Source organism: Uniformispora flossi (assembly GCF_049534875.1).
Taxonomy (GTDB): Bacteria; Actinomycetota; Actinomycetes; order Streptomycetales; family Streptomycetaceae; genus Yinghuangia; species Yinghuangia aomiensis.
On record NZ_JBMULZ010000022.1, the window covers coordinates 1 to 24435 of the forward strand.

Below are 24435 nucleotides of genomic sequence, written 5' to 3' on the forward strand. Positions count from 1 at the left end.
ACCAGGCCGCCGAGCACCACGAGCGATCCGCCCATGCCCAGCTTGCCGAAGCCCGGAGACGTCGGCTTACGCCAGTTCCCGTACGTACGAACGTCAGATTCGGACATGCGCGTCTCCTACACCGTCGGAGGGGCCGGAGGACGCGGCCTGCCCGCACCACCAGGACCCGGCGGCATCCCGCCACCGCCCGTATCGCCGGAACCCCCCGAACCACCCAGACCCATACGGGCGTTCAGCAGCGACGGAAGCGTGCCGTTCCGCGACGCGCTCTCCGCCTCCGCAGGTGTGATCGGGTTCTCGACACGGCCCATGCGGCGCTCGTCGATGTAGCGCCCGACTTGGTCGAGTTGGACTTGGTCCGCGCCGCCGGCCGCGGGGGCCAAGCCGCGCGCGCGTTCCTGCGCTTCTTGATGCGCGGCTTCGACACGGCCGAAGGCGGCGCTGCCCATGTTGGTGTCTCCTTGTGCGTGCAGCCACTGGATCTTCTTTTCGGCCGCGTCGACGAGGACCGCGGCATCGCTGGTGCTGCCGTCCGGGCCTTCGTATGCGTTGGTGCCGACATCGCCGCGGGGCAGCGGGTCCGGCAGGCCGACACGCGGGTCGCTCTGCTCCAGGTTTCCGGCGGCGAGGTCCGCCGGACTGCCGGCGCCGCCGACCGCGCCGGCAGGGTGCGCAGGCACCCCGCCACCGCCACCGGGGCGACGGGGCGGCGCGGGCGTAAGTCTCCCTGGTGGCCGGCCCGACCGCGCCGGTAGTGCCGGTCCGCCGGGCGCGCGAAAGCCCGACCTGGCTGGTGGTGGCGGCACTTCCGGACTGCCGGGTGGCGCTCCGACCCCTGGGGGTGCAGGAGGAGCCGCGGGTGCGCCGCCTGCGGACGCTCCTCCCGCCCCCGGCCCTCGGAAGCCGCGAGTCAGGCCCCACGCGGCTCCGCCGACCGCCATCGCACCGACGGCGAAGCCCGCGCGCACCGCGCCCACAGTCGCCTGGTTCGACCCGGCAGCATGCGACATGAACGGTGCCGCCGCACGCATCGTCGCGGGCAGCACCATCGTGATCAGGCACAGGATGATCAGCCCGCGCCACGTCGCGGCGGCGCCGGTCACGGTCGAGTTGGCGGCGCCGATGATGATCTCGCGGTAGCCGATGACCATCATCAGACCCATCAGGTCCAGGATGAAAATCCATACTCCGAGGCGCACGCATTGCTCCTTGAGCGCCTGCTTTCCGCTCTCGCCCAGCGAGGCCGCGGCCGCCATCAGGGGCATGGTGCCGACGTAGTAGATGATGAGGAAGTACCGGATCACCATGTGCACGTAGAGCACCAGCGACACGCAGATGACGATGATCCCGCCGACGACGTCCAGCAGATGGAAGCCGGAGCCGCTGTTGATACCGGTCAGGATTTCCCTGATGGCATGGGAGAGCGCGCTGGGAGCAGTTTCGCCGGGCTTTTGCATGCCCGTGCGGATGATGTAGTCGAACAGTTCCCGGGATGTACGGATCAGCATGTCGGCGAAGAGGAGCAGGAGTCCGGATATGAGCGAGAACGTCACCAGCGACTTGGCGAGTTCCTTGGCCGGCCTACCGTCGCGTGAGAATGCCAGGCGGACGACGGCGATGAGCACGGAGAGGATGAGGAAGAAGATCACCAGTACGTTGGTGTATTTCGCGACGTAGCCGACGGTGCCGTTGGCGGAGCCGTCGCTCTTCCGAAGCTGCGGATCCCCCATGACCGCCCACCAGGAAAACACGTTGGTGGCCATGTCGAAAACCTGAAATTTCAGCCAGCCGGGGAAGTCCTTCCACCAACTCGGGCCGCCCGTCTCCTCGATCTTGCTCAGGCAGTAGCCGGTCGGTTCGCCCCAGCCGTCGCAGCCGTTCTCGGGATCGTTGCCGTATTCGTCAAATGCGTCGGCGTAGCAGTTGGCATCCAACCCGCCCGGCAATGCCGCGTACTGCCCGCAGTTGTCAGGGTCCAACATCGGAGCCCGGGGGGCGGCAGGAGCGGTCCGCGGTCCGGTTGCCGCCTGCGCGCGCCCGGCCAGGCTTCCGCTCAGCGCCAACAGAGCGATTGCCAAGGCCAGGACGACCAGAGCGCCACGGCCGTGACGGCACTTTGTCATCTCGAACCGCCCGCCGGCCACGGCGTGAAGCCGCTCAAGCTCGACTCCGTCTGGACCATCGAGGCTTGCGCGCCGGAGGCTTGGACCTGGAGCCGCCAGTCCCCGGCGATCCACTTGACGGTGTATAGGGCGCTGACCAGATGGACACCGCCATCCGTGGCGCGCACGAGCTGGACGACGGCAGCGTCGTCCGCGTAGCTCACGAACTTGAACGCGGCTAGCTGCATGATGGTGCCGCCGCCGGCGGGCTGCGAAGCTGCCGGGGCCCGGGCAACGGAATCCCGTGCGGTCTGAGCCGCATCGCGCTCCGGTCCCGGGGCAACCGATAGCTCCATGATGTGCCGCCAGTCCTCCGAGAACGAATAGCGGACGCTGATCTGCGCCGCGGCGATCAGCGCGCCGACAGGTGTGCGGGCGAAGCAGCGCACCGCATCGCCGTCGGCTCGCAAGGGGCCGGTCGTCGCCGACATCGGCAGCAGGGATTCGTGGTACAGGGACCACGTCAGCCCGGACGGTGCAAGTGCGGGAACGGCGCGGTCCTTGGCATCGAGCGGCGGACACGGTGTTTCGGCAGCCACCGAAGGCAAAAGCGTCGTCGACGAGGCGGCCGGCTCGGGACCCGCGGTGGGACCCGCCTCCTCGGGTCCCGAGCCGGCCGCGGGCGCCGAGGCCGTGCCTTCCTTGCCGTCCCCATTGGTCTGCGAGCCAGGCGTGTCGCTGTGGACGAGGGCGACCACACCGAAAACGACCATGGCAACGATGAAGCCGACGGAGGCCAGGAACCCCCTTGCCTGGAAAGGACTTTCGTTCTGACGGCGACGGTTGCGGGCCGTCCGCCGGAAAACAGCCATGCGCTACTCCGCGGAGACCGGGGCTAACTGAAGGCATCGATAATCGAGGTTGCGCTGCCGATGAGCACTGCGCCGCCGACAACCCAGCCGACCCGGCCCAATGCCTGGAATCCCTTGCCGCTGACCCACGACCAGGCCATCATTCCGCCGCAGCCGATGAGGCCCAGCATGACGACCGTCCAGGCCCCCAACTGGACCCAGCCGAGCATGTCGTGCAACTTCTTCATGAAGTCACCGCCGATGCTGACATTGCGGCTCGGCGACAGCGGTGTGGTGGTGTCGGGGGCGTCATCTCCCCCCGGATCTTTGTACCAATCGTCGGCAGGCAGGGGCTGGGTCGTGGGCATCGCCAGATAAATCCGGATCCCGAGATCCAGCATCGTTGCTGCCATGGCGTCCTCCGAGAATTTTCACGTGCCGACGGGGCAGCCCACCGATGCCCCTTTTGGGCCCGGAGTTTCACGGGCCGGTCCAGCTTGACGGAACTATTGCCCGGTGTGTGGTCTCCGGCAATCCGAATCACGCGGAAAGCAGCGCGCCGGACGCGAGCAAATCGAGCGTGGCCGCCGGCGATGTGGCGCCGAGAGGCAACGCGGTTCTTTTCGGATCCTCGCGGCGGTGAAAGCAAAGATAAAAGAGAAAAGAAGAGGTTTTCGGCTTTGGTTTGCCGCCAGGGTCGTCGGCCCACGCGGTGCGTGCTTGGGCCAGGCCGGCGGTGCCGTGGCTCGACGCGCGGCGCGGACAAGCGCTCCGCCGAACGACTCCGGCGGTGCCGGGGACTCGTCGGTCGGGGCAGTGCGTCCACCGGGGGAGTGGGTAGACTGCCCGCGTCAGCCGGTTCCCGCCACAGACGACTGACACCGCTCGTCGAGAGATCAACCGACCGTCTGCCCGCGTGGAATCGTTCGCTTCCCGCATGGGCGAGGTTCAGTTGTGTGGGCCCCGGGTCGGGGATGACTCGCCGAACACCTCGTCGTTCTCTCTGCCATCGTCGTTGGCCCCGCACATGCGGGGATCTCCCATCGGGACTCCCTCCTCTGCCCCGGCTTCCGGGGCGCGGTCGCCCGCAAACCTGCCGTCGTCGACACGGTTGTCCGCGATGTAACCCGTCGAGCTGGAGCGCCTCTTCGAAAACCACGGGGTGAAGGCTTGCTCCTTCGGCAGGCCGCCGACGATGACCTGACACCCGGCGCGGAACGGGTGTGTGGCCATGGACGGCCGGCGGTCGGCACCTCAACCAAGCCGAACACTTCTTCTTTCTCTCCCGCGCGGGCGATTTATTTGCTGCAGTCTTTTCCGAGGGGTCTCGCGCATTTGCGTATTCTGTATTGCGTGATTCCTGCTCTTCTCGTTTGATGGGCGGTGTCGCTTCGTGCTCGATGCGCGTCGGTGCCATTTCTCCGGAGTGACATCCAACCCGTACTGCATCCGTTTCATGCGACTCATGACGGCCGCACGTGGTCTGTCCGACGGCGGATGCGGGCGCCGGAAAGTCTTTGAGAGAGGACGCCGTTGAGCGCGACGACCAAGCGGCGGGGGCCCAATCCATACGCGGAGATGCAGGCGTTGGGCGCGCTGATCGGGGTGTTGTTCCTCGGGTGCGTGGTGGCGTGGGCCGGGGCGTGGATCGGCACCGGCGAAGGTCAGGAGAACCCGCCGGGGTTCCCGCCGGTGCTGGTCGTTCTCCTGGCGATGGACAAGTACCAGTGGCCTGGTGCGACCGCGACGGCGGCGGTGTTCGTGATGTGCGCGGTGGTGGCCGCGGCCGGTGTGGGTATCGGCGTGTCGGTCGCCTTGAAGCGCCGCCGTGAGGTGCTGGTGGACCGGGCTGCGCCGTATCTGGCGCAGAAGCGGGAGTTGGCGGCGATCACGACGAGGGGTGCGTCGAATACGGCGCGGCGGCTGGGTCTGCCGGGTCTGGATCCGCCGGGTGTGCAGATCGGTCGGATGGTGCGTGGCAGTGCCGAGTTGTGGGGCACGTGGGAGGACATGCACGTGGACATCTGGGGTCCGCGTACCGGCAAGACGGCGACCCGGGCGATTCCGAACATCGTGGCGGCTCCGGGGCCGACGGTGGTGACGTCCAACAAGCGCGACGTGGTGGATGCGACGCGGTACTCGCGGATGCGGCGTGGCCGGGTGTGGGTGTTCGACCCGCAGGCGCAGGCCGGGGAGCCGCCGAGCTGGTACTGGAACCCGCTGTCGTATGTCGGCGACAGCATCGTCCGCGCGGTGAAGATGACGAGCCGGTTCTCGTCGATCAACCGCCCGGACCATGCGCGCAGCGACGCGTACTTCGAGCCCGCGGCCGAGGACTTGATCAGCAACATGCTGCTCGCGGCGTCGCTGGACAACCTTCCGATCACGCGGGTCTACACGTGGCTGACGCGGCCGACGGACGACACTCCGGAGCGGATCCTGCGGGCGTTCGGGCACGACATGTCGGCGGATGCGGTGGAGAACGTGATCACCGCGCCGGACCGGCAGCGGGCGGGTGTGTACGGCACGGCGGCGCAGATCATGTCGTTCCTGATCGCGCCGGGTATCGCCGAGTGGGTGACGGGTGGTTCCGATCCGAGCCGTCCGCATTTCGACTACCTGTCGTTCGTGAAGGAGGGCGCCGACACGATCTACCTGTTGTCCGAGGAGACGAACAAGATGGCCGCGCCGCTGGTGCTGGCCTTGACGGCGGCGTTGGCGGAGGCGGCGGAGAACGAGGGGATCGCGTCGCCTGGCGGGCGTGTGGACATGCCGATTCTGTTCGTGCTGGACGAGGCGGCGAACGTCTGTCCGTGGAAGGCGCTTCCGGACAAGTACTCGCATTTTGGTTCGCGTGGCATCGTGATGATGACGATCCTGCAGTCGTGGGCCCAGGGCGCCGCGGCGTGGGGCGACACGGGCATGGCCAAGCTGTGGGGCGCGGCGAACGTCCGCGTCTACGGCGGCGGCGTCTCCGACACCAAGTTCCTCGGCGACCTCTCCTCGTCCGCCGGCATCTTCGAACCGGAAACGACGTCGACAAGCCGCAAGGTGCACGACTTGTGGGACAAGAACGTCACGACCGGGTCGCGCACTGAGCCTGTGCTCGACGTGCCCGATCTGGCGTCGATGCCGCGCGGCCGCGCGCTGGTCCAGTACAGCGGCACGCGGCCGACGCTCGTGAAGCCCGTGCCGTGGTGGGAAGGCCCCTATGCCGACGAGATCCGGACATCCCTTGCCTACTTTGAACCCGGCGGAACCGGAGGCCCCTTGGGGCCCCAGGAAGCAATGCCGGAGACCCTGCGGAAGACGCCATGAGTGCTTTCATCAACCAACCTGACCCCGCCCCCACCCCCACCCCCGCCCCCGCCCCCGCCCCCGACCCCGGCTCCACGCCGCACGCCGATGCCCTCGGTTCGAAGAACGACCCGAAGACGACCGAACACCCTGGTGAAGAGCGGCAGGTGGAATTCGGTCTTGCCTTCACCTCACTCGACAGCTTCGTCACCGAGTACATCGGGCAAGTCCTTCGCCGGCGGCTCAACCGCACCACCGCGATCTGGTGCCCCGAATGGTGGCGGCACCCCGAAGCCATCGTTCGGCTGGGCGCGATGTGGCGGGCGTTCGAATACCTGCGCGTCGACGCCGCTCTGGGCATGTCCACGTTCTGGCTCCACCACGCCGACCCGCACATGCGCGTCCTCATGGACCCGGAGTTCGGACCGTTCGCGCTCTGCGACCCGCGGGAAGGCCACGCAGTCCGCGAACTGGAGCCGCTGCCCATGGCCCCGTCGCCCCCGGAGATCTGGGACCATCCCGCCTTCAGGCTCGACACAAGTGACCTCGGCCAGACCGGGAACACCGGCGGCGGAAACCTCCCGCCGCCGCCTGCGCCTTCCGGCTACACCCTGGACATAGGCCCCGAGTTCTGACCTGCCGCACCGATGCCAAGGGCATTGGGCCCATGGCGAGTTCGTCGCCTGTTGAGCCGGACACCTCCACATGAGCCATGGCGCAGGAGAGGGCAACCCTGCGCCACGGCTCTCCCGTTTCCGGAATCCCTGGGGGTGACCGGATCAGTGGAGTGTGGCTTGTACAGCCGCGTCGATCATGCTCACGACAGCACCGGGACAACTCCGCTGGACGAGATGGGACGCGCTCACCGACCGCGTGACGGAACGCGCGCGGTCGGCTTGGAACTTCTGCAGATCGAGGGGGAGGATGCGGTCGGCCGTGGTGATCAGCGTCCAAGAAGGAAGCGTGTGCCAGGCCGCCGCGGTTGCCGGCTCGGCCAGCGCCGCAGCATGAAGGGGACGCTGTGCGGCGGCGAATATCCGGGCGTCCGCGTTCGGTGAGTCCGCGGCGTAGACGCGGGGGAATGCCTCCTGCCGGATGTACAGGTCGACGCCCGCGGATCCGTCCGTGCCCGGAGCCGGTACCTGCTCGAGTGTCGGCTGCAACTCCGACCCCGGGTAACGGAAAGCGAGTTCGCCGGTGGCCTCCCCGACATCGGGGATGAGTGCGGCGACGTAGACGAGAGCCTTCACGTTGGGTGCGGACGCAGCCGCCTGGGTGATGACAGCGCCGGCGTAGGAGTGGCCGACCAGGACCGCCGGTCCGTCGACACGGGCGAGGACGGACCTGACGTGTGCGGCGTCGGCTTCCAGCCCTCGCAAGGGGTTTGCGGCGGCGATCACCGTGTGGCCCTTGGCCTGCAGACGTGCGATGACCGGCGCCCAACTCGCACCGTCGACGAAAGCGCCGTGCACGAGGACGACCGTCGGCCGCGCAGTCGGCGGTGCGGATGTGGCAGGCCGTGCGGCGGCGGTCCCCGTCCCGAGCACGGCACTGCCGAGCACGGCGGAGGTGCCTGCCACGACGTGGCGGCGCGTGAATCCGTGGGCTTTCGTCATCCGGGAACTCCATGGTTGATCGGGGCATGAGGCCGGGCCCGCCGTCGGTGGTTCGCCACCGCCGGGCACGCATGCAGATTGGCATTGTCGATCTCGGGCGGCAATGACACGAAACCCACTATTTTCGCCATGGTGTGGAATGAGGGCGGAAATGCGAGGCCGACGGCTGTCGGCGGTGGCGTGGCGTCGAATCGGCCCCGTATATCTGCGGGAGAAGCGGCAGCGGAGCGCTGCATTCCGAGGAAGGTCTCTTTCGTCTTTTCTCATGCGAAATGAGCCGACGGTTGCGAAATGGTGTCGGACGTCGGGGGCGCCGATCCGTCGACCCGCAGCGCTCGTCCCTGCGCGAGGACCCGTGTGAGTGCCATGCGGGACGAAACACCCAATTTCCGGTACGAGTTCGACAGGTGATACGAGACCGTGCGGGGGCTGAGGAAGAGCCGTGCGGCGATCTCCCGGTCGGCTAGTCCCTCGGCGGCCAACTGTGCGACGGTGGCTTCCTGGCCGGTCAGTTGAACGGGGTTTTCGCTCTTGCGCTCGCCGTCGAAAACGGTGACTCCGCACGCGCGCAGCCCCACACGCGTCCTCTCGGCCCAGGGGCGCGCACCGAGACGCTCGAAGCGCGCCAGCGCGCCGCGAAGCATTTCCCGGGCGTCGGCCCTTTTGCGCATGTGCCTCAGCCACTCGCCGTACAGAAGCAGCGTTCGTGCGTACTCGAACGGACGCTCGTCCTTGGCATGGCACTCGATGGCGGCGAGCCACAGGTCTTTGGCGTCCTCATCGTCGGCGACCAGCGCGCGGCAACGGTAAGCCACCGCGGTCACGGCCGGGTTGTCGCCGAGGGCCGCCGCCCACTGCAGGTAATACGTGAGGCGCTCGGCGGCCTCGCTGCGCCGGCCCAGGCGCACCGCCGCCTCGATGTGGTTCGGGGCAAGCCGCAGATACAGCAATCCGTGGAACGGCCTCGTGCCCAAGTCGGTGCGTGAGATAGCCGACTCGTAGCGGGTGTAGCCCATGTCGAGTGTGGACAGCGCGTGGGCGGTGTACTGCGGCTCGTCGTGCTCGCCGGTCGAGGCCGCGCACCGGTTGCCGAGGTTCCTGCACTCCTCTTCGTCGCCCGAGATGGCCGCATGTACGGCCAGGATCTCGCAGAGCCGGATTGCGGCCAGGGGGGTTCCGATGGCGTCGGCGACGGCCAACCCCTCGGTCGCGGCGGCCTTGGACTGCCGCAAGGCGCCCAGCCCCAACTGGGCGAGGGCTACCCGGTGGAGGACCTCGGGAAGCAGCCCTGTCATTCCCCGTTCTCGGCAGGTCCGCAGAAGTTCGAGGGCCCGCAAGAGGGCTTCGTGTGCGTCTTCCACCGCCAACAGGAGCAAGATGTTGGCCAGTTCGTCTTCGGGGGAGCCGATCTGGACCGGCCGCTTGCGCAGCGGAGCGAGGGCGTGCACGAGCGGGGCCGCGGCATCGAAGCGTCCTGCCGAGACGAGCGCCGCATGCCGTCCCGCCGTCAGCTGTACCGAGGCCTCCGAACCGAGTTCCGCCGCGATCGCGTCGGCCAACGGCGCGGCCAGTTCGATCATGCTCGGATCGGGTGCGTAGGTCAGCCAGCGGAAGACGGCCGACAGCATCGTCTGGGCCGCCGACGGGTGACTCCGGACCAACGGGGCTGCTGCATCGAGCACCGTCCGGCACGCGTCCGAGCTCGAAGAACGGACCTGCTCCACGTGTGCACGAACGGCGGCAGATTCGGCGCGGGTCAGGGGATCCGACGACAGCAGCATGGAACGCGTCGCGAGCTTCTGTGCGGCATCGAGACGACCGGTCACCAGCATGGCCTGCGCGGACGAAGCAAGCAGCTTCGCACGTGCATGGTCCTCCGTGGCAAAAGAGGCTGCGCGTTCGTAGGCCATGGCGCTGGTTCGGTAGGCACCGAGGTTCTGTGCCCGATCGGCTGCCGATTCCAGCGCAGTGGCGACTTCCCTACTGGTTCCGGCAGTTCCGGCGGCCAAGTGCCATGCTCGTCGATCGGCGTACTCATCGCTGGTCAGCACGCGTGCGAGAGCCTGGTGCGTGGCCAGCCGCCGGACAAGCGGCGCCTGGCGGTACACCACGCGGCGTATCAAGGGATGCCGGAAAGTGACGACATCACCGGTGACGTCGATCAGCTTGGCTCGCTCGGCGGCTTCCAAGGCCGCGAGCGAATCTCCCAGCTCGTTTGCCGCGGCCGCCAAGACCGTCAGAACCCCGGTGTCCTCGGTGGCCGCGGTCAGAAGCATGGAACGGGCTTCTTCGGGAAGCGCGCGAACCCGGGCGCCGAAGGTCCTCTCGATGCGGTCCGACACCGGGCCGGGTGCCAGCACCAGGTCGTCACCGGCGAAGACCGCTTGATCGGAGTCCGAAATCAGCGCGCACAGCTCGATCAAGGCAAGCGGGTTGCCGTCCGCGACATCGATGACACGCTGGAGTGTTGCCGCTTGGAGCCCGGGCGCCCGCCCGGCGAGAAGCTCATAAGAGTCCTCCCGCGACAGGGGCGCCACGCGAAGTTCCGGAAGGTCCGAGCCGATATGGGAGTCCTCGTGATCGCGCACGGCGAAGAGCATGACCACTCCCTCGGTATCGAGGCGCCGCGCGGCAAAGCTGAGGGCAGTGGCCGAAGCTTCGTCCAACCATTGCGCATCGTCGACGATGCACAACAGCGGAGCGGACGCGGAAACGTCCGACAAGAGCGTGAGCGCACCGAGGCCCACCAGCAGACGGTCCCTGGACGACCCGCCCGCGGGGGAGTCGCTCTCCGGGCTGCCGAGAGCGGCGTGCAGCGCGCCGGCCTGGGCAAGGGGCAGAGCAGCAATTTCCGCACTCCATCCGCCGAACAGCATATGTAGTGCGGCGTAAGGGAGTTCGACCTCGCTTTCGATGCCTCGGACATGTATCACGCGTGCTGTGGCATCTTCCGCAAATGCTCTTGCTGCCCAGTCCAACAGTGCGCTCTTCCCGATCCCTGCCGGACCTCGCAGCACAAGGGCCCGACTGCGTCCTCGCCGCGCCGCTTCGAGAAGATCGACGATCATGTCGGTCTCGGACCGGCGGCCCAGCAGAACATGCTGCGTTGCCGCCGCAGAGCGGATCACGTCGGCCATGTTGTACCCACCTGTACACGTGTCATCGCCCACAACAGAGGTGAAGCGAGCGCTTCGTATGGCTCCGGGCAGGGCCGGAGCCGGGAGAACCTGACAAGTCGCCCCACGCCGGGCCGGTGTCCTTGTGGGGAGATGTCGTTCGGGAGACCCACAGAACGACGGGCCCGGAGAAGGCGTCGCAGCAGCCCATCCCAAACGATCAAAGGCTGCGCACCGGTAAGGCTACGGAGGAGCAGGAGCGCCGGCATCCGACGACATGCGGGGGTTGGACCTGCACAGCCGCGCGGCTCCAGCCCCTTCGGACCACCCATCGGCCGGTAGGTTGACGGTATTCGACATTGCCCTTCCAAGCTCCCGTGGAAAGCCACGCCCTGAGAAACGCAGTTTCCTCGGCGGCCACACACGGAGCAATGACACGAAACCCACGCTCCCTGCCATCAATCGGCACGGGTCCGGTCGACGCATCGGCCATGGCAGGAAAAGTGGGTTCTATGTCATTGCTGCCATGCGGGGCACCTGTGAAGCTGACCGGCATGAAGAACCGTCGCACCGTGCTCGCGGTCCTGTACGACGGAGTCTTGGGCTTGAACGTGACAGGCCCGCTCGAGGTCTTCGCCAGGGCCGCGGAACTTGCCTCCCCGCCGGGGGCCTATGGTCTGAGAACGGCAGCGTTGGACGGCAGGCCGGTGGCCAGTTCGATGGGGCTCGCCATGACGCCGACGCACGACCTCGCTGCATGCAAGCCGCCCCATACGCTCCTGGTCCCCGGCGGCCCGGGGCAAAGCGGCGTCCCGTCGCGGATGGTCGAACGCATTGCCGAACTCGCCGCCGGTGCCGAGCGTGTCGTCTCGATCTGCACGGGGACGCTGCTGCTGGCCGAAGCCGGGTTGCTGGACGGCCGGCGGGCCACCACGCACTGGGCTTCCGCCGAGGAACTCGCCCGGAAATTCCCCGCGGTGACCGTTCTGCCGGATCCCTTGTTCGTCCGCGACGGCAACGTCTACAGCTCCGGCGGTGTGACCGCCGGCATCGATCTCGCGCTGTCTCTGGTCGAAGCGGATCTCGGCAGCGACGTGGCCCTGCGCGTAGCCCGGGACCTGCTGGTGTTTCTCCGCAGGCCCGGCGACCAGGGCCAGTTCGCCGACGGCCCCACCGCCGCGAACGCCGAACGCCACCCGGTCCGCAAGCTTCAGCAGTGGATCATCGACAACCCTGCGGAGGACCTGTCCGTCGATGCGCTGGCGGGACGCGTTGCCCTGTCGCCGCGCCAGTTCGCCCGGGTGTTCCGGGACACCGCCGGGGTCACGGCCGGCAAGTACGTCGACAGCGTCCGCCTCAACGCAGCCCGACGCCGACTCGAATCCACGGACGACTCCCTCGACGACGTCGCCCACGCTTCCGGATACGGCTCGTCCGAAGTCCTGCGTCGAGCGTTCCTGCGGCTCCTGGCGATCACGCCGGGCGAATACCGTCGCCGCTTCCGCACCGTTGCCCGCGGCCACGCACCGCGAGTGGCTCTGCCTCCGACCTGATCCGCCTCGACCACGAGCGACGCCGACCTCGTACTTGTACGGAAGACCGGACAGACGCACCTTCACACGTGAGGAGAGGAATCCGCGTCGGAAAAGACGGTTCAACTGCTCATCCAGCGGCTCGCATTCGAGCGTGCGGGGGCAAAATTCGTGTGGAGTGGTCATGCGCAACTCACCGACATTCGCGTTCACCGGCGCAGCAGGGGACCCGGGCGGGCCCCTGCCGGCAGCCTTGCTGAAAGACCGGCGGCTGTGGATTGCGGGCGCTAATCGGGATGTCGGCGCGATATTTCGTTTGGCGCACCAGTACGCCGGTATCAGCATCAGCCGGATGGCGCGGTTGTGCGACATGACTCCGAGCCGGGTCAGCTCGTACGCGAAGGGCCGGATGCGCGTTCGGGATCAAAACGTGCTGGAGCGAGTGGCTGACGGACTGCGACTTCCCGGCAAGGTGCTGGGTCTCGCGCCGCGAGCATGGGAGTCCCAGGACGTTGCCGCGGGCCGCCGGACCGTCGGAGCCGCGGTCGTCGGTGAACCGGCCGGACGGTACGTCGGCACCGACGGGATAGGTGCCAACCGAGGTCGAATCAGCGACTTCCGTCGGCCAGCCGGGTGATGAGACCGAGGAACTGGCGTCGCTGGGCCGCGCTCAAGGGCGCGAGGAACTCGTCCTGGATCCCGCTGACGACGTCGTCGAGTTCGAGCAGCTGCGCCACGCCTTCCGCGGTGATCGTGACGATGTTGCGGCGCTTGTGCTCGGGGTCGACCGAGCGGGCGAGCAGGCCGCGCGACTCGAGTTCGGTCAAGGCGGCGGTCACGTCGCTGCGGTCGATCCCGGTCCTGCGGCCGAGTTCGGCCTGACTGAGGGGTCCGGACTCGTCGAGCGCGGCGAGGAGCCGGTAGTGGTACCCGCGCAGTCCCCGGCCGTGGGCCTCGAAGCCGGCGTTGAGCAGTCCGGTCGCGCGCAGATACGCCCGACTGACCTGCCAGGTCGCGCGCTGTGCGAGCCGGGTGGGCACGGCGTCGGATTCGTGAGGGGTCGTAGGCACACCGTGAGAGTAACAGTTGTGGGTCGTACCAACGCTTGTTATGTTGGCCGGACCAACATTGGATCTACCCTCAAGGGGACACCGTCATGGAATCGTCGCCGAACCGCGACCGCGAACGCGTTCTCGTCGTCGGCCGCAGCCCCGGCGTGCTGGTCACCGCCGTCGGCATCCTGCGGGCCAAGGGCTACTCCGCCGACGCCACGAACCAGTTCGACCGGGTCCTCGACGACTACGACGTCGCCGATCTCGACGTCCTGGTCTTCGGCGGCATGATCCCGGCCGACACCAAGGAACGTCTGCGCGAGGACGTTTCCCGGCTCAATCCGCGCGTGGCCATCATCCAGGGGCTCGCCGGAATCCCCGGCCTCATCGCCGCCCAGGTGCAGGCCGCAGCCACCGCCGAACTCCGCGACGGCGGTCAGGTGGCGTACGACGCGGATCAGCGCTCGGTGCACCTCGTGCTGGACGAGCCCGCCCAGGTCACGGTCGAGGCGTGGTGGGGCACGTCCTTCGTGCCCCCGGAGCCGAAGAGCGACTCGACGCAGGTGTCGGACGGCCGACTCGACGCGGGGTCCCACGTGATTCACCTGCCGGACCTGGTGCCGTCGGTCGCGTCCTTCGCCGCCGTCACCGTCGGCCGGGTCACGCACGTGTTCACCGTCGGACCGATGCCCGACGGCGTCGCCCGGATGGTCCCGAAGTCGGCCGCCGACCAGCGGCTTCCGCAGGTCCGCAAGGTGACGACGGCCGGCGATGACCGGTAACCCGGGCGCGGCGCAAACCGGCCCGGGCCCGGAGCCGAGGGCACGGACCATGCCGGCACAACGCTTGGTGAACCTCGTCGTCCGCGCCCTGCTGCGTTCCCCAGGCCTCGGCAGAGTTATCGGCGGTCGGTTGGTCACCCTCTACGTCGTAGGTCGAAAGTCGAAGCGCCGCTTCGCCGTTCCGGTCGCCTACCTCTCCGAAGGCGAGGACCTCCTGATCGGCACGTCCGCCGCCTGGCTACGCAACCTGCGCACCGGCGAGTCCCTCGCCATCCGCCTCCGAGGGCGGCTCCGCCAAGCCGACGTCCGGATCAGTGCGCGGCAGGAGGAAGTTGTCGGGACGTACGCCCACATGGCCTGCGTCAACCCGACGTTCGCCAAGTTCAACAGGATTCGCGTCTCCGAAGACGGCCGGCCCGACCCCGGCGACCTGGAGCTGGTCTGGCTCGGCGGCGCGCGCGTGCTCAGGCTGACCCCGCGGTGACCGAGCATCTGCCGGGCGCCCCCACTCCGCAGCAGTCTTGGGCCTGCGGCATGTGGCGTTCGCGGGGCAACCTCCTCGATGCGGCGGAGCGGCTGCGACTGCTCCTGTGGCATCGGCTTGATGCCACGGCCGCAGGGCGGCATTGACAGAAAAGCCAACATTCCTGCCACCGGCACGGAAGTTGTCTTCGCTCTGGCCGGGTCGTGCCGTAGCGTGCAGATGCTCACGTGTCTCCGACAGACCCTATGCCGGCTTCCCGTTCGACTCCGTGCATAGACTGAATTCAACGCGACCATCGACTCGCCCAGTTGCGTGCGCGTGATGGCGTGCGTGAGCGAAGTGTCAACTGACACTTCCACGTCAGGCAGGGTCGGCCCCGCACATGCGGGGATCTGCGCGCGAATATTCGGGTCGGGGCTCGGCTGCATGGCGCTATCCGCACGCAGCGCCAATGAGTCACCGCCGACGCCGAATGCGGGAATCTGCCAACGCGCGTGCCCAGACCGGACGACCGGTGGAGGAGAGTCGTGAACATGCGAGCCAGGCTGCCTGCAGCTGTCGGTGTACTCGCAAGTGCTGTGCTTGTGTCCGGCTGCGACGGCGGTTCCGCCCATCATGCGGAGGCTACGCCTCCTGCGACGGCTGCCCCTCAGGCGACTGCTCCGACGGCTGCGCCGCCTCCGTCGGCCGACAGGCCGTCAGCTGCCACGTCCTCGGCTGCCGCACCCGCATCCGGCGCCGGTTCCTCGCTTGCCTTGCCGCCCGATCTGACCGTGCAATTCGAATGGGCCGTGCCGGCGGACCCCTCGCAGGCAGCGGCACTGACCGCGGCAGCGGATTACCTGCAGTCGATCATGCACGCGGTGGTTGTCCAGAACGCGGCCGATCCGCCCCTGTCTCAATACGCGACTGACCAGGCATTGGCCTACGCACGGCACTATGTGCAGGAGAACGTCGACCTCAAGCTGGCGATGACGGGACACGACCACTACTACCGGCCTGTCATCACGACTACGTCCGGAACGGTCATCGACGTTCGCCTGTGTGAGGACCAGACAAAGGTGTACAGCAAAGAAGTCGAGACCGGAAAGGTCCATCTGACGTCCGACTCGAGCATGCGGAACCTGGTGTTGTTCGACCTCGTCATGACCCGACTTCCCACGCCGGCGGGAACGTGGCAGGCGCGCGCCGCGACCGTGAGCGAGAACGCTGCGGAGTGCAAGCTGTAGATCTGCCCGCCGTACCGGAGTCAGCCCATCACAGCGGACGATCCGCACGTGGCCGGTCCGGCCGCCGTTCGTCCAGCAGAGCGAAGGAGCGGGCTGCGACGGTGCGGCGGACCTGGGACTCGACGGCGGACCATTGCCGGGTGAATCCGGGGTCTTGTTCCAAGCCGCTCCAGAACAGTGCGGTCAGCGGGCTCGGCGTCGGGGACGGCATCCACAGGTGCGCCAGGTGCTCGGCGGCCATGCGCAGCCGTCGGCTGCGGATCGCAGCCTCGTCGAGGCGGTTCAGCAACTCGTCCATGACGGTGAGCAGCCAGTCATGACGTGCGAGGTCCTCGCTGAAACCCACCAGCTCGTCGAGGGTGTCCCGGCTCGCGGCATGGACCAGGAGCGTGCGGGTCCGGCGCCCGGTGAGCGTGAACTCGGCCTGCTCGTGGTGGTTCTCGGCGTCGAGGACGACCGCCCAGCGCAACCGTGTGTGTGCGGTCTTCAAGGGCGGTCGGTTGTCGGGGCATGGTGATCGCTGCACCTCCCGGAGGCATCGGCGGTTGGCGCCGCCCAGATCGAGTACATCCGGGGCATCGTCGGCAGCGAAGAAGCCACGAGCCAAAGGACGTCCGGAGAGCCGGCCGATGGACTCGACGGTTCCGGGCCGCAGCAGGTAGTGCGACCGCGGAAGTCGATGGTCCACGGCGCTCGGCATCACGCGCGTGTACGTGTTGGGTGACGCCGACCAGTGCCAAGCGGTGTCCGCCGTTCCGGGGAGACCGATACTCTTTTCCTGAAGCACGGTAACCCCACGATGGGAAAGCCGCCCCGCACATGCGGGGATGGCCCGGACGTCGAACAGGTGCAGCAGGTACTCGCCGCGTCGGCCCGCCGCGCGGATCTCTCGTCGACCAGCGAGACGGTGCACGAGTTTTGGGAGTCGGCCCCGTACATGCGGGGATTGCCCGCTTCACGACATGACCGGCTGGGTGCAGCTCGCGTCGGCCCCGTGCCTACGGGGATTACTCGTTCCGACTGAGGTCGAGAGCTTCCGCCTGGGGTGAGCGCAAGGCGGGGCGGCGTCGTCGCGGGCAGTCGCAGAAGGAGCCCAGGACGGGGCGGAACAGAGCGCCCGGACGGGGGAGTTCGCCGCCGGCGACGTCGAACGAGGCTACCCGGTAGATCTACGGATCCGTCGTCCGTGCCGCAGCGGCGACGATCCCGGAATGGTGCGGCGGAGCAAGCAGACAGAGCGGAGGGGGCGGACTACCCTGCGATTCCCGAATCGCCCGGCGTCACCAGCCGGAGTCGTCGAACTGGTCGAGAAGCGCCTCACCGAGGTCCGGGTTGGGCGTGTCGCTGGTGTCGGCGAGGGGGAGTTCGGCCCAGATGACCTTGCCGCGCGCGGTGTAGCGGGTGCCCCAGCGGGCGGCGAACCGGGCGACGAGGAACAGCCCGCGGCCGCCCTCGTCGGTGGTGGCCGCGCGGCGCAGGTGCGGGGCGGTGCTGCTCGCATCGGACACCTCGCAGGTCAGAGCGCGTTCGCGGATCAGCCGGACGCGGATCGGTGCGGTGCCGTAGCGGATCGCGTTGGTCACCAGCTCGCTGAGGATCAGCTCGGCGGTGAAGTCGATTCCGCCCAGCCCCCACGCGTCCAACTGGCTCGCGCACGCGGCACGCACGGCGCCGACTGCCTCCGGGTCGGACGGCACGCCCCACGACGCCACCTGCGTGTCCTCGAGTACCTGCGTGCGAGCGACCAGCAGAGCCACGTCGTCGCGCGGTCCCTCGGCGACCAGCGCGGCGATCACCGCGTCGCACGTCTCCTCCGGGGTCGCGGCCGGTCCCGCGGCGACCAGTGCGTCGTGGAGCAGGCGCAGGCCGGCATCCACATCCCGGTCGCGGCGTTCGACCAGGCCGTCGGTGAACAGCACCAGCCGCGACCCTTCGGCCAGGTCGAACGCGGCGGTCTCGATCGGCAGTCCCTCGTTCAGTCCCAGCGGCAGTGAGACGGGCACGTCGGGGTAGTCCACGGCGCCTGCGGGGTCGACCACCATCGGGCCCGGGTGGCCGGCCCGGGCCACAACCGCCCGCCCGGCGACCGGGTCGTAGGCCACGTACAGGCACGTCGCGCCGGTCATCCGCACGTCTTCGGTGCCGGGGCCGTCCGCGTCCAGGTCCTGGTCGATCCCGGCGACGAGTTCGTCCAAGTGTCCCAGGACCTCGTCCGGCGGCAGGTCGAGCGCGGAGAAGTTGCGCACCGCGGTCCGGAGCTGTCCCATCGTCGCGGCCGCGTGCAGTCCGTGCCCCACCACGTCCCCGACCACGAGCGCCACCCGGGCGCCCGGCAGCACGATCACGTCGAACCAGTCGCCCCCCACGCTCGCCGCGGCGGTCGCCCCCACGACGGCAGCGTCGTCCGGCTCGCCTCCTCCGGCGTTCGCCGTCGTCGCGGCTCGGGCGGGAAGGTAGCGGAACGCGGCGTCGACCGCGTCCTGGCCGGGCAGCGCCTGGGGGAGCAGGCTGCGCTGCAGCGTGACCGCGGTGGTGTGCTCGCGCGTGTAGCGGCGGGCGTTGTCCACCGCGACCGCAGCCCGCGCGGCGACCTCCTCGGCGAAGGACACATCGTCGGCGTCGAAGGCCGGCGACCCGGCCCCGCGCCAGAATGTCGCCAGTCCCAGCACCAGGCCGCGGGCCCGCAACGGCACCGTGACCAACGAATGCACCCCGGCCTCGATCAGCCGCGCCGTGCGGTCGGGAGCTTGCGCCTGCCACGCCCCGTCGGTGCCCAGGTCCGCCCGCAACACCCCGCGCCCGTTCCGCAGGGCCTCCGCCATCGGTGTGGTCGGCGCGAACTCGATCACCTCCCCGATCGGGTACAGCGCCGGCACGCCGCCGCCCCAACCGGCCCAGTGCGAGGTGACCCGCCGCATCCGGCCCGGCGCGGTGGCCGGCGTCCGGGGTTCGTCGACGTCCAGCATCGCGTCGAGCAGGTCGACCGTGATGATGTCGGCGAACCGCGGCACGCACAGGTTCGCCAGCTCCTGGGTCGTCCGCTCCACGTCCAAGGTGGTGCCGACCCGCACACCGGCCTCGTAGAGCAGGCGCAGCCGTTCGCGTACGGCTTGGGCCTGCCCGGCCAGCGCCCGTAGTTCGGTGGTGTCGCGCAGGGTGACCACGCTGCCGGCTGATCCGTACGGGGCGGTGGGCCGCTGGTTGACCGCCAGGAGCCGGTCGCCGACGACATGGACCTCGTCGGAGGCGTCCCGTCCGGACATCAGCAGATCGGTCAGCCCCGCCGGCAGTCCCAGAGCCGCCGCACCGCCCCGGACGACGTCGGCGTCCGCGGCTGTGTCCGTCTCCGGGGGAAGGTCCAGGAGGCGCCGGGCCTCGTCGTTGGCGAGTACCACCCGGCGGTCCGCGTCCAGGATCAGCACGCCTTCGCGGGCCGCATGCAGCACCGCGTCGTGGTGCTCGTACATCCGGGTGATCCCGCTCGGTCCGAGGCCACGGGTCTGGCGCCGTAGGCGCCGGCTGATCAGCGCCGTGGCGCCCGCGGACAGGGCCAGCGCGCCGGCCGCGCCGAGCGCCAACCACGGGATCTGCCGCCCTACCGTTTCGTTGACCCGGGCCAGTGCGATCGCGGCGACGACCACGCCCAGCGGCTCGCCGGCGTGTCCGTAGACCGGAACCACGGTGACGTACGCCTGGCCCTCGTGGGTGGTGTACTTCGTGGTCAGGGACTGTCCGGCGGCGAGGAACGGCCCCAGGTTCCCCTGGTAGCGCATCCCGATCAGGGCCGGGTCCGGGCCGGTCAGCCGCACCCCGTCCGCGTCGAGCACGGTGAGGGCGTCCACGTCCGCGGCCTGCTGGGCGGCCTGCGCCGACGGTCCGAGCACCGCGGCCGGGTCCCGGCCGGACAGGGCGTCGACAAGGCCGGGGGAGTGCGCGTACGTCTGCGCGGCGGTTTGCGAGCGGTGCTGCGCGTCGTGCTCGCTGTCCCCGCGCGCCTGCACCAGCAGGACGGCGACGGCCGCGGCGACGAGGAGGACCACGACCACGACCTGGAGCACGAATATCTGCCCCGCCAGGGTGCGGGGGCCGTGGACGCGCGACCGCGTAAAGCGGACAAAACGTCCTCTCACTTCTTCTTTGTAGCACCGTTGCGCCTCCGCAGCCCCTCACGGATCAGAGGTGCGGCGCACGGTCGGGGGCGGGGAGCCTGCGGACGTGTGCCGCGCCGCTGGTCCGCGGTGGGCGCGGAGAGCCGGGGCGCCTCCGCAGAGGGGCCCGGGGTCAGTGGGCGGCTTCGGGTTGTGGTGCGGCCAGGAGTTTGTCGACGGCGTCTTCGACGTGGGTGCCGCGGAAGAACGAGCGGTTCATGGAGGTCCACAGACGGACGGGGTTGGCGAAGACGAAGTCGCGGAACTGTGCCTCGTCGATCTGGTGGCGTTCGACGAGCTCGTAGGCCTCGGGGAGGACGTCGCGGATGTCGCGGACGTCCCAGTGCCCGACGTCGGAAGCGAACACCGCGGGGAGGGTGACGCCGCCGGGGTTCAGATCTGCGGAGAACGCGAGCGCGTTCATGGGGTCGTCGGCTTCGCAGCCGAAGGAGAAGCGGGTGCTGAACAAGTCGAGGACGTCCTGCGCGGAGGTGAGGAGGGATTCACCGAACTGGTCGATGTCCTGGGGCAGCTCGTCGGGGTCGGAGTGCATCGCGAGCCCGGTCTCCAACCGGTCGATGCGGTCCGCGACCGGTCCCGTGGCGTGCCGCCGGAAGAGCGTGCGCAGTAGGTCGCGGTCCATCCGGGCGGGGTTGTAGTGCTGGATGGCCTCGCTGTTGCGCTTCTCCCAGTGGCCGACGATGCCGGCCAGCAGGGCGGCGGCCCAGGCGACGCCGCCTTCCTGGAAGGCGAAGTGGAGGTTGGGGAAGCGGGCGGGGACGCCGCCGAAGACGAGGGACCGGCACACGGCCTCGTCGGCGGCGGCGAAGTTGCCGACCTGGTTGTAGGAGTTGTTGACCGTCGACATGCGGCTGCCCCAGCCCTGGCCGCCGGAGTGGAAGGTGGGGGTGACGCCGAGTTCCTCGCAGCGCTGCCACACCGGGTCGTAGTCGTAGGGGGAGTCGTGCCCGAGGGTGTCCATCCACCGTCCGCCCCCGGCGAGGGTGCGGGGGATGACGCCGCCCATCATGACGGCCTTGAGGCCGAGTTCGCCGACCGCGTGGTCGAGTTCGGCGACGGCCTCCTCGGGGGTGAACATGGGGATCGCGGCGACCGGGGCGAGGCGGTCGCCGTAAGGGCCGTACACCTCGGCGTAGTAGCGGTTGAGCGCACGCGCGAGGGCGCGGCGCAGCTCGTCGTGGGCGAGCTGGGTCACCGTGAGGCCGTAGGTGGGGTAGAGGACGGCGAAGTCGACGCCGATCTCGTCGAGGCGCTTGTACATCAGGTCCGGCAGCATGCAGGTGGCGCGGTCGAGGGTGTTGGCGGCGGGGATGCCCCACACGGCGGTGGCGTGGATGCCCAGGTCGCGGCGCTTGGCGCGGTCGGGGACGGCACGGCGCCGGTCGGCGGTGTTGCTCATCTTCTCGAACACGGCGGCGAGGTCGGTGCCGGCGTCCTCATCGATGAAGTCGCGGACCAGGGGCAGGTATTCGATCAGGTGGCCGTCGCTGTCGATGACGGGGTGGCCGAGCCGGTCGCGGACCGCGGAGACCTCGTCGGTGGGCAGGTAGGTCACGCGCGCTCCTCGGGTCCGCGGGCGCCGCGGACGAGCGCGCCGGGCAGGGCACCGGTGTGCCGGCCGTTCTCGAACGTGACCTCGCCCGCGACGACGGTGGCGACGTAGCCCGTGGCGTCGTTGACCAGGCGGGAGCCGCCGCCGGGCAGGTCGGCGGTGATCCGGGGCGCGGTGGCGTTCAGCCGGGGCAGGTCGATGAGGTTGACGTCGGCCTTCATTCCCGGAGCCAGGATCCCGCGGTCGTGCAGACCGACCAGGGCGGCGGTGTCGGCGCACTGGCGCTTGACGATCCATTCGGGGGCGAGGCGGTCTTGTTCGGCGACGTCACGGCCCCAGTAGGCGAGCTGGAAGGTGGGGAAGTCGAAGTCGGCGATCATCGTGGTGTGCGCGCCGCCGTCGCCCAGGCCCGGCACGGTGAACGGGTGCACGAGCATCTCGCGGACCGCGGACAGGTCCTCGTCGACGTAGTTCGCGACCGGCACGTAGACCATGCGCCCGGAGGCGAGGACGTCGTACGCGGCCTCCAGCCGGGACACGCCCTGGTCGGCGGCCAGGCGGGTGATGGCGGGGCCGGGGCCGTCGCTCCACCGCGGCGGGTCCTGGAGCGCGTAGGCGTGGGGGAACCTCGCGATCACATCGGTGCCGGCGTCGTCGAGTTCGGCCAGGATGCGGCGGCGGGTTTCGGTGTTCCGGAGCAGCGTGGGCAGGTCCGCGCCGTCGCCGGGGCGGAGCGCGCGGTAGGTGGCGGAGGGCAGCAGCGGGTTGACGCGGCCGCCCAGGGAGATGAGCAGTCCGACGGGCCGCGGGGCGACCTGGCCGCGCATGGTCAGTCCGTCGGCGTTGGCGCGTTCGAGTTCGCGCAGGATCTCCCGGTACGACGAGGGGTTCTGCCCCGGGCGCTGCAGGGTGGTCACCGACATGGGGCGGCCGCTGGTCCGGCAGACGCGGCGCAGCAGGGCGAACTCCGCGGCGATGTCGGCGTCGTCGAAGACCGCCTCGAACACTCCCGTCCCCAGACGGCCGACGGCGGCGGCGATGCCGAGGAGTTCGGGCTCGCCCGCGGTCAGGGTGGGGGTCAGGCGGCCGTCGGAGGCCTTGTGGTTCGCCGACCGCGAGGTGCTGAACCCCAGGGCGCCGGCGGTGAGCGCGTCGACGACCACCTCGCCCATCCGCCCGATCTCCTCGGGGGTCGGCGCGGCCTCGTGGTCGATGCCGCGCTCGCCCATGACGAACACGCGTACCGCGGAGTGCGGGACCTGGGTCGCCACGTCCACGGCCCGGGGGATGCCGTCGACGGCGTCGAGGTACTGCCCGAACGTCTCCCAGTTCCAAGGCAGTCCGCGGCGCAGCACGTCCCCGGGGATGTCCTCGACGCCTTCCATCAGGGCGACGGTCCAGTCCCGGTCCGCGGGCCGCAACGGGGCGATGCCCACACCGCAGTTCCCGGTGACCACGGTCGTCACGCCGTGGCCGGAGGAGGGGCTGAGCAGCGGGTCCCACAGAGCGTGGCCGTCGTAGTGGGTGTGCACGTCCACCCAGCCCGGGGAGACCAGGAGTCCGTCCGCGTCCAGCTCGCGGTGGCCGCGAGGCAGGTTGTCGCCGACCGCGGTGATGCGCCCGGCGGTGATGGCGACGTCTGCGGTGCGCGGGGGTGTTCCGGTTCCGTCGGCGACGGTGCCGCCGCGGATCACGAGATCGTCCACGATCCCTCCTTGTTCCACCTGTTGGCACGCTGTACCGTTTGTCGGCACAGCCTAGGCAGAGTCCTTGACGACAACAAGGGCCGTTCCATCGGTTCCGCCCTGGCCCGTCCCGGCCCGGCGCGGTGGCCGAGCGGTTCGCTCCCGAGGAAAGGCGCGGTATGCCCCGGCCCACCAACAGCGTCGTGATCGCGCTGCGGGTCCTCGAGCAGGTCAGCCAGGACCAGCCCGTCGGCGTCAGCGGCGTCGCCAAGGCCCTGGACGTCCCCAAGAGCACCGCCTACCGCATGCTGACCACTCTGGCGAGCGCCGGATGGATCCGGCAGGACACGTCCGGGGCATGGTCCCTCACCCTCAAGGCCGGCGTCGTCGGCAGCCGCGTCGCGCCGGCCGCCGGCCTGGCCGACCTCGCCCGCCCGGTGATGACCGAACTCTCGGCCGCGACCGAGGAATCGGTGCGGCTGTGGCTGGTGGAGAAGGACACCTTCCTCCTGGTGGCCGACGTCGAAGGCCCCCACCCGGTCCGCGCGGTCGTCCCCGAGATCGCCGCGGACATCCCCCTGCACGCGACCGCGGTCGGCAAGGCAATCCTGGCGACCTGGCCCGACGCGGACCTGGACGCGTACCTGGCCGCGCCGCTGCGGCAGGTCAACGAACGCACCGTCACCGACCCCGCCGAGCTGCGACGCCAGGTCGTCGAGGCCCGGGTCCTGGGCTACGCCCGCGTCTGGAAGGAGGCCCACGACCACGTCGGCGGTGTCGCCGCCGCCATCGTGCTGCCGGACGGGCGCACCGCGGCGCTCGCGGTCACGTTCCCCACCCACCGCCTCAGCGAGGAACTCGTCGCCCGCTTCGGCGCGCTGCTCACCGCCGCGGCCGCCCGGATCGGCACTCATCTGCGCGCCTGACCGTCCACCGCCGCGAGCGGCGGACGCGCACCGTGGCGCCCA

General features: G+C 69.5%; 19 protein-coding genes. 8 read left to right on the forward strand and 11 right to left on the reverse strand.

The window, feature by feature from the left end; translation table 11 throughout:
• Positions 1 to 116: 116 nt before the first annotated feature.
• From ACPA54_RS33285 to ACPA54_RS33300, 4 genes are all read right to left on the reverse strand, one after another.
• Positions 117 to 2063: a TrbL/VirB6 family protein gene (locus tag ACPA54_RS33285; protein WP_423535426.1), complete on the reverse strand. Its 1947-nt coding sequence runs from the start codon at positions 2061 to 2063 to the stop codon at positions 117 to 119.
• Between the two features lie 56 nt (positions 2064 to 2119).
• A complete protein-coding gene (locus ACPA54_RS33290; protein WP_423535428.1) occupies positions 2120 to 2974 on the reverse strand; it encodes a DUF8175 domain-containg protein in 855 nt (284 codons plus the stop codon).
• Positions 2975 to 2997: 23 nt separating this feature from the next.
• The gene (locus ACPA54_RS33295; RefSeq protein ID WP_423535430.1) at positions 2998 to 3366 is read right to left on the reverse strand and encodes a hypothetical protein; all 369 of its coding nucleotides are present in this window, start codon (positions 3364 to 3366) and stop codon (positions 2998 to 3000) included.
• A 535-nt stretch (positions 3367 to 3901) separates the two neighbouring features.
• Positions 3902 to 4186: a hypothetical protein gene (locus ACPA54_RS33300; protein ID WP_423535432.1), complete on the reverse strand. Its 285-nt coding sequence runs from the start codon at positions 4184 to 4186 to the stop codon at positions 3902 to 3904.
• 300 nt (positions 4187 to 4486) lie between these two features.
• Here ACPA54_RS33300 and ACPA54_RS33305 point away from each other — a divergent pair, with 300 nt between their 5' ends.
• Positions 4487 to 6271 (forward strand): TraM recognition domain-containing protein, encoded by a 1785-nt coding sequence (locus ACPA54_RS33305; protein ID WP_423535434.1) that lies wholly within the window; start codon positions 4487 to 4489, stop codon positions 6269 to 6271.
• Positions 6268 to 6885 carry a DUF4913 domain-containing protein gene (locus ACPA54_RS33310; protein WP_423535436.1) on the forward strand — a complete coding sequence of 206 codons (618 nt, stop codon included), beginning with the start codon at positions 6268 to 6270 and terminating at the stop codon, positions 6883 to 6885. The genes ACPA54_RS33305 and ACPA54_RS33310 overlap by 4 nt, the downstream gene beginning before the upstream one ends.
• Before the next feature lie 144 nt (positions 6886 to 7029).
• On the opposite strand, the gene ACPA54_RS33315 is transcribed toward ACPA54_RS33310, so the two are convergent.
• Positions 7030 to 7866 (reverse strand): alpha/beta hydrolase, encoded by an 837-nt coding sequence (locus ACPA54_RS33315; protein WP_423535437.1) that lies wholly within the window; start codon positions 7864 to 7866, stop codon positions 7030 to 7032.
• A 263-nt stretch (positions 7867 to 8129) separates the two neighbouring features.
• Positions 8130 to 11003, reverse strand: coding sequence for a helix-turn-helix transcriptional regulator (locus ACPA54_RS33320; protein ID WP_423535439.1), 2874 nt, complete (start codon positions 11001 to 11003; stop codon positions 8130 to 8132).
• 533 nt (positions 11004 to 11536) lie between these two features.
• On the opposite strand from ACPA54_RS33320, the gene ACPA54_RS33325 reads away from it, so the two are divergent.
• Together ACPA54_RS33325 and ACPA54_RS33330 are read left to right on the forward strand one after the other, a co-directional pair.
• The gene (locus tag ACPA54_RS33325; protein ID WP_423535441.1) at positions 11537 to 12535 is read left to right on the forward strand and encodes a GlxA family transcriptional regulator; all 999 of its coding nucleotides are present in this window, start codon (positions 11537 to 11539) and stop codon (positions 12533 to 12535) included.
• 163 nt (positions 12536 to 12698) lie between these two features.
• On the forward strand, positions 12699 to 13151 hold the full coding sequence (locus tag ACPA54_RS33330) for a helix-turn-helix domain-containing protein (RefSeq protein WP_423535443.1): 453 nt from the start codon (positions 12699 to 12701) through the stop codon (positions 13149 to 13151).
• Here ACPA54_RS33330 and ACPA54_RS33335 read toward each other — a convergent pair.
• Positions 13123 to 13584 (reverse strand): MarR family winged helix-turn-helix transcriptional regulator, encoded by a 462-nt coding sequence (locus tag ACPA54_RS33335; protein WP_423535444.1) that lies wholly within the window; start codon positions 13582 to 13584, stop codon positions 13123 to 13125. The genes ACPA54_RS33330 and ACPA54_RS33335 overlap by 29 nt on opposite strands.
• An 86-nt stretch (positions 13585 to 13670) precedes the next feature.
• Between ACPA54_RS33335 and ACPA54_RS33340 the strand changes: the two genes are divergently transcribed.
• The 3 genes from ACPA54_RS33340 (at position 13671) to ACPA54_RS33350 (ending at position 16061) form a co-directional block, all read left to right on the forward strand.
• Positions 13671 to 14348 carry a hypothetical protein gene (locus ACPA54_RS33340; RefSeq protein WP_423535446.1) on the forward strand — a complete coding sequence of 226 codons (678 nt, stop codon included), beginning with the start codon at positions 13671 to 13673 and terminating at the stop codon, positions 14346 to 14348.
• A 49-nt stretch (positions 14349 to 14397) separates the two neighbouring features.
• On the forward strand, positions 14398 to 14832 hold the full coding sequence (locus ACPA54_RS33345; protein WP_423535448.1) for a PNPOx family protein: 435 nt from the start codon (positions 14398 to 14400) through the stop codon (positions 14830 to 14832).
• A gap of 773 nt (positions 14833 to 15605) precedes the next feature.
• Positions 15606 to 16061, forward strand: a complete 456-nt coding sequence (locus ACPA54_RS33350; RefSeq protein WP_423535449.1) for a hypothetical protein — start codon at positions 15606 to 15608, stop codon at positions 16059 to 16061.
• Positions 16062 to 16089: 28 nt separating this feature from the next.
• Here the strand turns inward: ACPA54_RS33350 and ACPA54_RS33355 are convergent, their stop codons facing one another.
• The 4 genes from ACPA54_RS33355 to ACPA54_RS33370 all read right to left on the reverse strand — a co-directional run bounded on the left by ACPA54_RS33355 (position 16090) and on the right by ACPA54_RS33370 (position 23488).
• On the reverse strand, positions 16090 to 16974 hold the full coding sequence (locus ACPA54_RS33355; RefSeq protein ID WP_423535451.1) for an SCO2521 family protein: 885 nt from the start codon (positions 16972 to 16974) through the stop codon (positions 16090 to 16092).
• Positions 16975 to 17341: 367 nt separating this feature from the next.
• On the reverse strand, positions 17342 to 20191 hold the full coding sequence (locus ACPA54_RS33360; RefSeq protein WP_423535453.1) for a SpoIIE family protein phosphatase: 2850 nt from the start codon (positions 20189 to 20191) through the stop codon (positions 17342 to 17344).
• A 151-nt stretch (positions 20192 to 20342) separates the two neighbouring features.
• A complete protein-coding gene (locus ACPA54_RS33365) occupies positions 20343 to 21785 on the reverse strand; it encodes an amidohydrolase family protein (RefSeq protein ID WP_423535455.1) in 1443 nt (480 codons plus the stop codon).
• Complete coding sequence (locus ACPA54_RS33370) at positions 21782 to 23488, reverse strand: N-acyl-D-amino-acid deacylase family protein (RefSeq protein WP_423535457.1); 1707 nt, start codon at positions 23486 to 23488, stop codon at positions 21782 to 21784. The genes ACPA54_RS33365 and ACPA54_RS33370 overlap by 4 nt, the downstream gene beginning before the upstream one ends.
• Before the next feature lie 158 nt (positions 23489 to 23646).
• Between ACPA54_RS33370 and ACPA54_RS33375 the strand changes: the two genes are divergently transcribed.
• Positions 23647 to 24393, forward strand: coding sequence for an IclR family transcriptional regulator (locus ACPA54_RS33375; RefSeq protein WP_423535459.1), 747 nt, complete (start codon positions 23647 to 23649; stop codon positions 24391 to 24393).
• Positions 24394 to 24435 lie beyond the last annotated feature (42 nt).

Bases quoted from the DNA above. Each gene is read 5' to 3' on its own strand.
- ACPA54_RS33300 (WP_423535432.1), bottom strand. From the start codon at position 4,186: ATGGCCACACACCCGTTCCGCGCCGGGTGTCAGGTCATCGTCGGCGGC.
- ACPA54_RS33310 (WP_423535436.1), top strand. From the start codon at position 6,268: ATGAGTGCTTTCATCAACCAACCTGACCCCGCCCCCACCCCCACCCCC.
- ACPA54_RS33345 (WP_423535448.1), top strand. From the start codon at position 14,398: ATGCCGGCACAACGCTTGGTGAACCTCGTCGTCCGCGCCCTGCTGCGT.
- ACPA54_RS33320 (WP_423535439.1), bottom strand. From the start codon at position 11,003: ATGGCCGACGTGATCCGCTCTGCGGCGGCAACGCAGCATGTTCTGCTG.
- ACPA54_RS33290 (WP_423535428.1), bottom strand. From the start codon at position 2,974: ATGGCTGTTTTCCGGCGGACGGCCCGCAACCGTCGCCGTCAGAACGAA.
- ACPA54_RS33295 (WP_423535430.1), bottom strand. From the start codon at position 3,366: ATGGCAGCAACGATGCTGGATCTCGGGATCCGGATTTATCTGGCGATG.
- ACPA54_RS33325 (WP_423535441.1), top strand. From the start codon at position 11,537: ATGAAGAACCGTCGCACCGTGCTCGCGGTCCTGTACGACGGAGTCTTG.
- ACPA54_RS33375 (WP_423535459.1), top strand. From the start codon at position 23,647: ATGCCCCGGCCCACCAACAGCGTCGTGATCGCGCTGCGGGTCCTCGAG.
- ACPA54_RS33340 (WP_423535446.1), top strand. From the start codon at position 13,671: ATGGAATCGTCGCCGAACCGCGACCGCGAACGCGTTCTCGTCGTCGGC.
- ACPA54_RS33330 (WP_423535443.1), top strand. From the start codon at position 12,699: ATGCGCAACTCACCGACATTCGCGTTCACCGGCGCAGCAGGGGACCCG.
- ACPA54_RS33315 (WP_423535437.1), bottom strand. From the start codon at position 7,866: ATGACGAAAGCCCACGGATTCACGCGCCGCCACGTCGTGGCAGGCACC.